Genomic DNA, 7,956 nt, shown 5'->3' with positions numbered 1-7,956 from the left:
GTCGCCTCAATACGTTAAAACAGTGCCTAAACGCGGCTACCAGTTGATCTGTCCGGTTGAAAGAGCGTTGCCTCAAGTCACCAGTGACGATCTCGACGAGATGGACGACAGCCAAGATACTAACGTTTCAGGGTTCGACACCAACGAGAATGTAACAGCGTCATTGTCCCAGACCGTTGACACCACTGCCGGCACGGTGGACACCAAGAAACCTAAAACCAACAACAAGCCCTTGATGATGGTATTGCTTGTCATTACCGTCATGCTGCCTATCCTTGCCATCCTGCTAGCAAAACCGGCGCAAACGCAGTTTCGTGAGCTGACAGTGGTCGATAGCACACCGGTGAGAACGCCGCTGAACCACCCAGATTTAAGCGTGTGGATGCCCTCTATCGAGCAGTGCGTCAAACGCTACAACGAAACACGCCAAGGGGATTTAGCGCCTGTAGAGGTGATCGCTACGGGTGGTCAAAACAATCAGTTAGTCTTGAACTACATTCACTCTCTTCAACAATCAGGTGAAAACATCACCTTGCGCATTGTTGCCGAGCAAGACGATCTCTCTCGAGTATGCCAGTAGGAGTTACCCATGAATCATAGAATCGCCGCTGGCCTCGCCATTATCTCTGCTGCGTTAAGTAGTTGGCTCTACTGGGGCAGTGATATCAAAATTGAGAAAATCCTCACCTCAAGTGAATGGCAATCGAAAATGGTCACCCTAATTGACCAAATGCGCCATGAACAAGATATCGGTCCTTTGCGTAAAGTGGACGTGGTTTCAAACGTTAAATATTTACCTAATAACACTTACATCCGCGTCTCTACCGTCCGCCTTTTTCCAGATACCGACTCACTAGAAAGCATCATCAATATCTCGGAAAGCGGTAAGTGGGACATCAGTGATAATTACTTGCTGATCACTCCAAGTGAGTTCAAAGATGTCTCGTCTGCGCAAACGCGCGACTTTTCCGAGCAGCAGTTAGAGCTTATCACACAGATCTTCAGGATGGATGCTCAGCAAAGCCGCCGCATAGATATTGTCAATGAGAAGACCTTGCTTCTGACCAGCCTCAGCCACGGCTCGACGGTGCTGTTCACCAATTAATACCTCTAGGGAGCTTCGGCTCCCTTCTTTGTGGAGAACATATGCTAAAAGCACACATTGATATTTACTACTGTCGCCAATGTAATTGGATGCTGCGTGCCACTTGGCTCAGCCAGGAGCTACTGCACACCTTTAGTGAAGAGATCGATACGCTATCGTTACACCCAGACACCGGTGGCCGATTTGAAATTCACTGCAATGGCGTGATGGTGTGGGAAAGAAAGCGCGATAGTGGCTTCCCAGAAGCAAAAGTGTTGAAACAACGAGTGCGCGACATCATTGATCCACAAAGAGATTTGGGCCACAGTGATACCAAGTAGCCCAAAGGTGTACTAGCCTTATTCTCAAATATTCCGTGTTTACAGCTGACAGCTCACGATGCACTCATCGTCAAAAGTGACGGTTTTCAGCTCGCCATCGTCATAAAGTCCGTAGCTAGGCGCAAAGCCGTTACGAGGGAAGGTCACCGAACCTGGGTTAAAGACGAAGTGTTCACCATCTCGCTGCGCCACTGGGATGTGAGTATGACCATGAACCAGCACATCATTGGGGCTTAGAGCTGGACGCTTGTCCGCGTTGTACAGATGACCGTGGGTTAAAAACAGTCGAGTGCCCGACTCCAAGACCAGCCAGGCGTAATCGGCCATAATAGGGAAATCGAGCAACATCTGATCCACTTCACTGTCGCAGTTGCCACGCACGGCAATGATCTGCGCAGCAAACTCATTGAGCCGACTGGCAACCTCGGCCGGGTTGTACCCCTCAGGGATCGGGTTTCTTGGTCCGTGATTCAGTATGTCCCCAAGCAGCACCAAAGTCTTAGCACCCGATGCTGAAAAGGCTGATAACAGTGCTTCGGCTGCAGGAAGGCTGCCGTGTATGTCTGACGCGATAAAAATAGTCACCTAATGCGTACCCTTAACGTAAATAAGGCTATTGTACGCACTGAGCTACACATCGTCATCATTGAGCATGCCGTTAATCACAATGTTGTTGTAACTAACCATCCCAATAATCTGGCCATGCTCGATCACAGGGGCTCGGCTGATACCAAAACGCTCAAAGAGGCGTGCGCAATATTTCACATTCATATCAGGGCTGACGGAGAGTGCAGGCTTGGTCATAATTTCATAGATGTTCGTCCGCTCTGCCGAGCGATTCTGCGCCAACACTTTTTTCGCGATGTCGTTCATCAGCACAATGCCGTACTCATCCCCTTCATGCCGCTTATCAACCACCAGCGCTTTGACTTGGTGTTGGCGCGCAAGCTGGATTCCCTCTTTGACGGTCGTTAAGCCATCAATGATGACATAAGTATTGGCCATCACATCGCGCACTTGCACTCTATCATGACTGTTCATAACTCATCCTCCACCACTTTAGTCAATGTTTCTACTTGGTGGGCGACCCCCACCGCATCTTCAATATCAATTTGAATCGCGATGCCTTGCCCAGAGGTTTGATCAAACTCTCCAACCTCGTTGATCGTCTCCAGTATGTGTCGCGATAAGTGCTCCTCGACCACAAACAACAGCACATCCTTTTGCACATCGAGCGTAAGACCAAAAAAGGTTTTCTTCTGTTTTAATCCTTCGCCACGGGCATTGTTAATAACCGTGGCCCCCGTAGCGCCCGCAGTGCGCGCCGCATCAAGCACCACGTCGGTTTTGCTGTCTTCGACAAACGCAATAATGAGTTTAAAGCGCATTAGTTTCATCCTCCTGATTGGCGCGTTTATTCAGCCAATCTGTCATTTGTGCATAGCCCATGACTGAAATAATGGGGAATAAGCTGGCAAAGGCGATAAGGCCAAAGCCATCGATCATTGGGTTTCGGCCCGGTACGGTAGAAGCAAGCCCTAGACCAAGCGCGGCCACCAAAGGTACGGTGACCGTTGAGGTCGTTACGCCGCCAGAGTCGTAAGCCAATGGGATAATCAGCTTAGGGGCGTAAAAGGTTTGAATCACCACCACAATGTAACCAACGATGATGTAGTAGTGGATAGGATCGCCAACCACAATTCGGTAGCTGCCAAGCGAGATACCAAACGCAACCCCAAGCGCCACCGCGATACGCAACCCATTGACACTGATACTGCCCGCCGAGACTTGATTGGCTTTGATGGCAACGGCGATCAGTGACGGCTCTGCAATAGTGGTACTAAAGCCGATAAAAAAGGCAAACAAGTAGACCCAATAGTAGTCAAACCACTCAAGTGGTGCGCTTAGGTTGTCTCGAAACTGATCGATAAAGCTGGGCGCCGTTAATTGAGTGGCCATCGTCTCGCCAAGCGGAAACAACGCAAGCTCCAAACCAATAAGAAACAGAGATAAGCCGAGAATGACATAGACAAAACCGAGCAATACCTTAGCAAGGTTGGTGACCGGGCGTCGTAACACGGCAAACTGGAATCCGAAAATAATGGTCGCAATCGGCACCACATCGGTGATGGTACCAAGCAGAGTATGAAAAAAGTGTTGCCATTCCATCATGCCACCACCATGCCGTACACCATGACGAACATCATCGGCAGCAATGAGGCAAACGCAATCAAGCCAAACCCATCGATCATGGGGTTACGTCCTTTGATCGCACTTGCAAGCCCAACCCCTAGTGCCGTGACGAGAGGCACCGTAATGGTGGAGGTTGTGACTCCACCTGAGTCGTAAGCGACGCCGATGATACTCTCCGGCGCAAACATCGTCAGTACCACTACGCCAATGTAGCCACCAATGATCAGATACTGAATGGGCCAACCTTTTAAAATTCTCAGCACACCCAACATGATCGCAAAGCCCACCGAGAGGGCGACGGTGTACCGTAAGCCATTGGCGTAATCATCCATCGCCTCCGGCCTGTCGGCAATCATCCCTCCTTGCGCCGCCACTTCTGCGGCTTCTGAGGCAACTGCCGTGAGAGCAGGCTCAGCAACGGTGGTCCCAAACCCTAAACAGAACGAAAACAGCAGCAACCAAAAGACACTCCCCTTACGCGCAAACGCTTGCGCCATGGATTCACCGATGGGAAACAGCCCCATCTCTAAGCCAAAAATAAAAAAACTCAGCCCAAGTACCACCAACACGAGTCCAAATACGATTGAAGGGAGGTTGGGAAGTGGCTCTTGCAAAACGACCAATTGGAAAAAAGCAATCACAGCGATGATGGGCAGTAAGTCACGTAAGCTGCCCATTAAAGAACGAAATAGTGCCCTTATTGCTTCCATACTCTCTCCGCTGCGATGAAATCCACACTATTTATCATGGCAAAGGAATTCATCCTTAAGTGTGATAAATCTGGCATCTCTCCCGATAGAACGCACGAATGTTTCATTTTGTGAGTTGGCGAGTGAGCCAATAAGCAAAGATGCGGTCAAACCGAGTGAAGAGCGATCTATTCATGCTTGAGATCGCTATAATGATTCGAGAAATCAAAAAGAAGGGACAGCAATGAAAATTTTGCTCACCGGAGGAACCGGGTTTATTGGCAGAGAGCTGCTTAAGCAGTTGACCACTCATGAAGTGACAGTATTGACCCGATCTCCCTCGCGCGCTCGGCAAGTCCTCGCCCACCTAAAACAAGGCAATCTCTCCTTCATCGACAGTTTGGACGACTTTCATGATCTCAATCCCTTCGACGCCGTCATCAATTTAGCCGGAGAGCCCATTGCCGACAAACGCTGGACTGACACCCAAAAATCCTTAATTTGTGAAAGTCGCTGGCAACTGACAGAGCAGTTGGTCGCCTTGATTCACGCAAGCACCGCGCCGCCCTCGGTATTTCTCAGTGGCTCTGCGGTGGGATACTACGGTGACCAACAAGCGCATCCGTTTGACGAAAGTCTGCAAGTGCAAAGCAATGACGATTTCGCTCATCAAGTCTGTGCACGTTGGGAACAGATTGCTCTGCGCGCACAATCTCAGCACACGCGAGTGTGTTTGATGAGAACAGGTATTGTACTTGGTCCTGATGGTGGGGCACTAAAGAAAATGCTGCCCCCCTATCGCCTCGGATTAGGCGGCCCAATAGGTACTGGCAAGCAGTATATGCCTTGGATACACCTGATGGATATGGTGCGTGCCATTGTCTACTTGTTGGATACCGAACATGCCCAAGGCGTGTTCAACTTCACTGCGCCTCACCCTGTCATCAATACTCTGTTTAGTCAGACGATGGCTCGTTGCCTGCGACGGCCGCATGTACTTTTTACACCGGCATGGGTAATGAAGCTGATGATGGGCGAGAGCGCGACCTTGCTGTTTGATAGCATCCGCGCGAAACCCAAAAAGCTCACCGAACTGGGCTTCACTTTCCAATACTCACGACTTGAACCCGCCCTCAAACACCTTTTGCAACCCGTAGGGCGCTAACAACGGATCATAAATACCACAAACATGACTCAATACATTTTGATTACAGGCTGCTCGAGCGGCATAGGCTATACAGTTGCCCACGCCCTTCATCAGCGAGGATACCAAGTGATCGCGTCTTGTCGTCAAGCACAAGACGTTGAGCGATTAAAACAAGAGGGGTTGTTGTCGGTACAACTGGATCTCTCTGATCCACAAAGTATCGAAACAGGCTTTCATGAAGCCTTAGCATTAAGCAACGGCCGACTTGATGCTCTGTTCAATAATGGGGCCTACGGTCAACCTGGGGCATTGGAAGATCTCCCGACAGAAGCCCTGCGCGCCCAGTTTGAAAGCAATTTTTTTGGCTGGCATCATCTTGTTTCTTTGGCTCTGCCGATAATGAGAGCGCAAGGCGCTGGGCGAATCGTACAAAACAGCTCGGTACTTGGATTTGCGGCGATGAAATATCGTGGTGCGTACAACGCCTCCAAGTTTGCTCTTGAGGGGTGGACAGACACACTCAGACTCGAGCTGGCCGACACCAACATTCACATCAGCCTCATCGAACCAGGTCCCATAGAGACGCAGTTTCGCGCCAACGCCTTGGTGGCATTTCAACGCTGGATCAAGGTGGAAGAGAGCGCGCATCGTGCGCACTATGAGCAACAATTAGCAAGACTTGGCAACGATACTTCAAGCAACCGCTTTGTTCTTCCCGCCTCTGCCTGTATTGCGCCTGTGGTTCATGCTTTGGAGTCCGAAAAACCCAAAATCCGCTACAGAATTACCACGCCAACGCGAGTGCTTTGGTGGCTAAAACGTCTACTATCTAGCCGAGCCTTGGATCGACTATTGAGCAAGGCTGCATAAAAAATCGTCTGTATGTAATTTAATCGTAATATTGAGACAGTAAGATTTAAATCGTTGCCTTCGCGCCACTGACGAACTCCCATCGTTTTGGGTTTGGCCACATAAAAATTCATTATTACAGCGTTACATTCGGATAAGACTATGTCATTAAACCAGTTGAACTGGCTGAGTGTCGGTGTTGCGCTAACGTTACTGATGTTCTTGTAACACCTTCGCTTGCACATTGTAAAAAAGGTAGGATAACCCTTCGGTTTCCTACCTTTTTTGCTGTGTTACCGCTTTGAATTCAGCTTGTGCGTTAGCTGGTCAAGTCATCGAAAAACTTCTTCACACCATTGAAAAAGCCTTCTGATTTCGGCTTGTGCTTGGTCGCCGCTTCACCACCGCAAGACTCTTCAAACTCTTTGAGTAGCTCTTTTTGACGGGCACTGAGGTTCACTGGCGTCTCTACCACAAGCTTGACAATCAAATCGCCAATACCACCACCACGAACACCTTTTACGCCTTTGCCGCGCATACGGAACATACGACCAGTTTGTGTCTCCGTTGGCACTTTAAGGTTCACTCGGCCGTCCAATGTGGGGACTTCCACCTCACCACCGAGCGCTGCCATAGCAAAGCTCACAGGCACTTCACAGTAGAGGTTATTACCATCACGCTCAAAGATGTGGTGTTCTTTCACGTGTACTTGTACATACAAGTCGCCCGCTGGTGCGCCCATCTCTCCCGCTTCACCTTCACCTGAAAGACGAATGCGATCGCCAGTATCCACACCAGCTGGGATCTTAACGTTAAGGGTTTTGCTTTTCTGTTTACGACCTTGACCATGACACACATTACATGGATCTTTAATGATTTTGCCTTTACCGTGACAGGTCGGACAGGTTTGTTGAACCGCAAAGAAACCTTGGCGCATCTGAACTTGGCCATGACCATGACAAGTACCACATGTTTCAGGTGATGTGCCTTTCTTCGCGCCGCTTCCTTCACAGCTGTCACAATGGACTAACGTAGGAACTTCAATTTCTTTCGACACACCACGTACGGCTTCTTCAAGCGTCAATTCCATGTTGTAGCGTAAATCAGCGCCACGCTGAGCGCGAGCTTGACCGCCGCCACGACGACCGCCACCAAAGATGTCACCAAACACGTCGCCAAAGATGTCACCAAAGTCGGCACTACCACCACCGAAGCCGCCGCCTCCCATACCGCCTTGTTCAAAGGCTGCATGGCCGTACTGGTCATAAGCGGCTTTCTTCTGTGGATCGAGCAGAACTTCGTACGCTTCTTTTACTTCTTTAAACTTATCTGCAGCGCTGTCATCACCCTGATTACGGTCTGGGTGGAATTTCATCGCTAGGCGTTTGTACGCCTTTTTGATATCACGCTCTGATGCATCGCGGCTTACGCCTAATACTTCGTAAAAATCACGTTTTGACATGTTTCTCGTCACCAAATTTATTACTGCAAACGGTCAACACCGCTTGGTGTTATATCTACCTAACTAATGGCTCTGGATTTTAGCGATCCCACACCAAAAAGACACTTTTAGTTAGATGGACATAATGTACAAACATACGGGCGTAAGAGTCTCCTCAAACGCCCGCATCATAGTTAAGTTAAGTCCGAATC

11 protein-coding genes are annotated in these 7,956 nt (G+C 49.4%); 5 read left to right on the top strand and 6 right to left on the bottom strand.

The features are described 5' to 3' along the window. From AC6R0L_RS11835 to AC6R0L_RS11825, 3 genes are all read left to right on the top strand, one after another. A partial coding sequence (locus AC6R0L_RS11835) for a transcriptional regulator (protein WP_500629254.1) occupies window positions 1–580 on the top strand: 580 nt, incomplete at its 5' end. Between the two features lie 9 nt (window positions 581–589). Then, window positions 590–1,105, top strand: a complete 516-nt coding sequence (locus tag AC6R0L_RS11830; protein WP_487903509.1) for a regulatory protein ToxS — start codon at window positions 590–592, stop codon at window positions 1,103–1,105. 41 nt (window positions 1,106–1,146) lie between these two features. Then, window positions 1,147–1,425, top strand: coding sequence for an Rdx family protein (locus tag AC6R0L_RS11825; RefSeq protein WP_487903508.1), 279 nt, complete (start codon window positions 1,147–1,149; stop codon window positions 1,423–1,425). A 39-nt stretch (window positions 1,426–1,464) separates the two neighbouring features. Here AC6R0L_RS11825 and yfcE read toward each other — a convergent pair whose 3' ends face one another. Genes yfcE through AC6R0L_RS11800 form a run of 5 tightly spaced genes read right to left on the bottom strand, consistent with a single transcriptional unit; the run spans window position 1,465 to window position 4,328 of the window. Continuing rightward, window positions 1,465–2,010 (bottom strand): phosphodiesterase, encoded by a 546-nt coding sequence (gene yfcE, locus AC6R0L_RS11820; protein ID WP_487903716.1) that lies wholly within the window; start codon window positions 2,008–2,010, stop codon window positions 1,465–1,467. 45 nt (window positions 2,011–2,055) lie between these two features. Further along, window positions 2,056–2,466, bottom strand: coding sequence for a CBS domain-containing protein (locus AC6R0L_RS11815; RefSeq protein WP_487903715.1), 411 nt, complete (start codon window positions 2,464–2,466; stop codon window positions 2,056–2,058). Beyond that, window positions 2,463–2,813, bottom strand: coding sequence for a P-II family nitrogen regulator (locus AC6R0L_RS11810; protein WP_334551262.1), 351 nt, complete (start codon window positions 2,811–2,813; stop codon window positions 2,463–2,465). The genes AC6R0L_RS11815 and AC6R0L_RS11810 overlap by 4 nt, the downstream gene beginning before the upstream one ends. Beyond that, window positions 2,803–3,597 carry a DUF1538 domain-containing protein gene (locus AC6R0L_RS11805; protein WP_487903714.1) on the bottom strand — a complete coding sequence of 265 codons (795 nt, stop codon included), beginning with the start codon at window positions 3,595–3,597 and terminating at the stop codon, window positions 2,803–2,805. The genes AC6R0L_RS11810 and AC6R0L_RS11805 overlap by 11 nt, the downstream gene beginning before the upstream one ends. Beyond that, window positions 3,594–4,328: a DUF1538 family protein gene (locus AC6R0L_RS11800; protein WP_487903713.1), complete on the bottom strand. Its 735-nt coding sequence runs from the start codon at window positions 4,326–4,328 to the stop codon at window positions 3,594–3,596. Before AC6R0L_RS11800 ends, AC6R0L_RS11805 begins: the two co-directional genes overlap by 4 nt. 223 nt (window positions 4,329–4,551) lie before the next feature. Here AC6R0L_RS11800 and AC6R0L_RS11795 point away from each other — a divergent pair, with 223 nt between their 5' ends. Both AC6R0L_RS11795 and AC6R0L_RS11790 read left to right on the top strand, forming a co-directional pair. After that, window positions 4,552–5,472: a TIGR01777 family oxidoreductase gene (locus AC6R0L_RS11795; protein WP_500629253.1), complete on the top strand. Its 921-nt coding sequence runs from the start codon at window positions 4,552–4,554 to the stop codon at window positions 5,470–5,472. 24 nt (window positions 5,473–5,496) lie between these two features. Further along, entirely contained in the window at window positions 5,497–6,324 is an 828-nt protein-coding gene (locus AC6R0L_RS11790) for an SDR family oxidoreductase (RefSeq protein WP_500629252.1), read from the top strand. Window positions 6,325–6,622: 298 nt separating this feature from the next. On the opposite strand, the gene dnaJ is transcribed toward AC6R0L_RS11790, so the two are convergent. After that, window positions 6,623–7,765 (bottom strand): molecular chaperone DnaJ, encoded by a 1,143-nt coding sequence (dnaJ, locus tag AC6R0L_RS11785; protein ID WP_500626178.1) that lies wholly within the window; start codon window positions 7,763–7,765, stop codon window positions 6,623–6,625. Window positions 7,766–7,956: the final 191 nt, after the last annotated feature.

It is taken from the genome of Vibrio sp. R15-SG3-ISO1A (assembly GCF_059833955.1).
Note: the sequence above shows the minus strand (reverse complement) of the source record. Positions and strands in the feature narration are given on the sequence as shown.

Bases quoted from the DNA above. Each gene is read 5' to 3' on its own strand.
- AC6R0L_RS11830 (WP_487903509.1), top strand. From the start codon at position 590: ATGAATCATAGAATCGCCGCTGGCCTCGCCATTATCTCTGCTGCGTTA.
- AC6R0L_RS11825 (WP_487903508.1), top strand. From the start codon at position 1,147: ATGCTAAAAGCACACATTGATATTTACTACTGTCGCCAATGTAATTGG.
- AC6R0L_RS11815 (WP_487903715.1), bottom strand. From the start codon at position 2,466: ATGAACAGTCATGATAGAGTGCAAGTGCGCGATGTGATGGCCAATACT.
- AC6R0L_RS11810 (WP_334551262.1), bottom strand. From the start codon at position 2,813: ATGCGCTTTAAACTCATTATTGCGTTTGTCGAAGACAGCAAAACCGAC.
- AC6R0L_RS11805 (WP_487903714.1), bottom strand. From the start codon at position 3,597: ATGATGGAATGGCAACACTTTTTTCATACTCTGCTTGGTACCATCACC.
- AC6R0L_RS11800 (WP_487903713.1), bottom strand. From the start codon at position 4,328: ATGGAAGCAATAAGGGCACTATTTCGTTCTTTAATGGGCAGCTTACGT.
- AC6R0L_RS11795 (WP_500629253.1), top strand. From the start codon at position 4,552: ATGAAAATTTTGCTCACCGGAGGAACCGGGTTTATTGGCAGAGAGCTG.
- AC6R0L_RS11790 (WP_500629252.1), top strand. From the start codon at position 5,497: ATGACTCAATACATTTTGATTACAGGCTGCTCGAGCGGCATAGGCTAT.
- dnaJ (WP_500626178.1), bottom strand. From the start codon at position 7,765: ATGTCAAAACGTGATTTTTACGAAGTATTAGGCGTAAGCCGCGATGCA.